At 50.0% G+C, this 856-nt stretch carries 1 tRNA gene and 2 rRNA genes; all 3 read left to right on the top strand.

Annotation, left to right across the window (positions count from 1 at the left end):
- Positions 1 to 75 (top strand): 16S ribosomal RNA (locus PYW49_RS23275); the annotation flags it as partial.
- An 85-nt stretch (positions 76 to 160) separates the two neighbouring features.
- Positions 161 to 236: transfer RNA gene (locus tag PYW49_RS23270), tRNA-Glu, on the top strand.
- Between the two features lie 192 nt (positions 237 to 428).
- Positions 429 to 856, top strand: a 23S ribosomal RNA gene (locus tag PYW49_RS23265); the annotation flags it as partial.

The raw sequence follows: 856 nt of genomic DNA, 5'->3' as shown, positions 1-856 counted from the left end.
ACTTTGTGATTCATGACTGGGGTGAAGTCGTAACAAGGTAACCGTAGGGGAACCTGCGGTTGGATCACCTCCTTACCTTAAAGAACCTGCCTTTGTAGTGTCCACACAGATTGTCTGATGAAAAGTAAATAGCAAGGCGTCTTGCGATTGAGACTTCAGTGTCCCCTTCGTCTAGAGGCCCAGGACACCGCCCTTTCACGGCGGTAACAGGGGTTCGAATCCCCTAGGGGACGCCACTTGCTGGTTCGTGAGTGAAAGTCACCTGCCTTAATATCTCAAAACTCATCTTCGGGTGACGTTTGAGATATTTGCTCTTTAAAAATCTGGATCAAGCTGAAAATTGAAACGACACACATGTTATGTGTGTTCGAGTCTCTCAAATTTTCGCAATTTGATGATGAATCGAAAGAAACATCTTCGGGTTGTGAGGTTAAGCGACTAAGCGTACACGGTGGATGCCCTGGCAGTCAGAGGCGATGAAGGACGTGCTAATCTGCGAAAAGCGCCGGCGAGGTGATATGAACCTTTGACCCGGCGATGTCCGAATGGGGAAACCCAGTGTGATTCGTCACACTATCGTTAACTGAATACATAGGTTAACGAGGCGAACCGGGGGAACTGAAACATCTAAGTACCCCGAGGAAAAGAAATCAACCGAGATTCCCCCAGTAGCGGCGAGCGAACGGGGAGCAGCCCAGAGTCTGAATCAGCTTGTGTGTTAGTGGAACGGTCTGGAAAGTCCGGCGATACAGGGTGACAGCCCCGTACACGAAAGCACACTTGCTGTGAACTCGAAGAGTAGGGCGGGACACGTGGTATCCTGTCTGAATATGGGGGGACCATCCTCCAAGGCTAA

Origin of the sequence: Enterobacter chinensis, from assembly GCF_034008295.1 — a bacterium.
Lineage (GTDB): Bacteria > Pseudomonadota > Gammaproteobacteria > Enterobacterales > Enterobacteriaceae > Enterobacter > Enterobacter chinensis.
The sequence above is the reverse complement of the archived record's forward strand: the minus strand, read 5'-3'. Positions and strand labels throughout refer to the sequence as shown.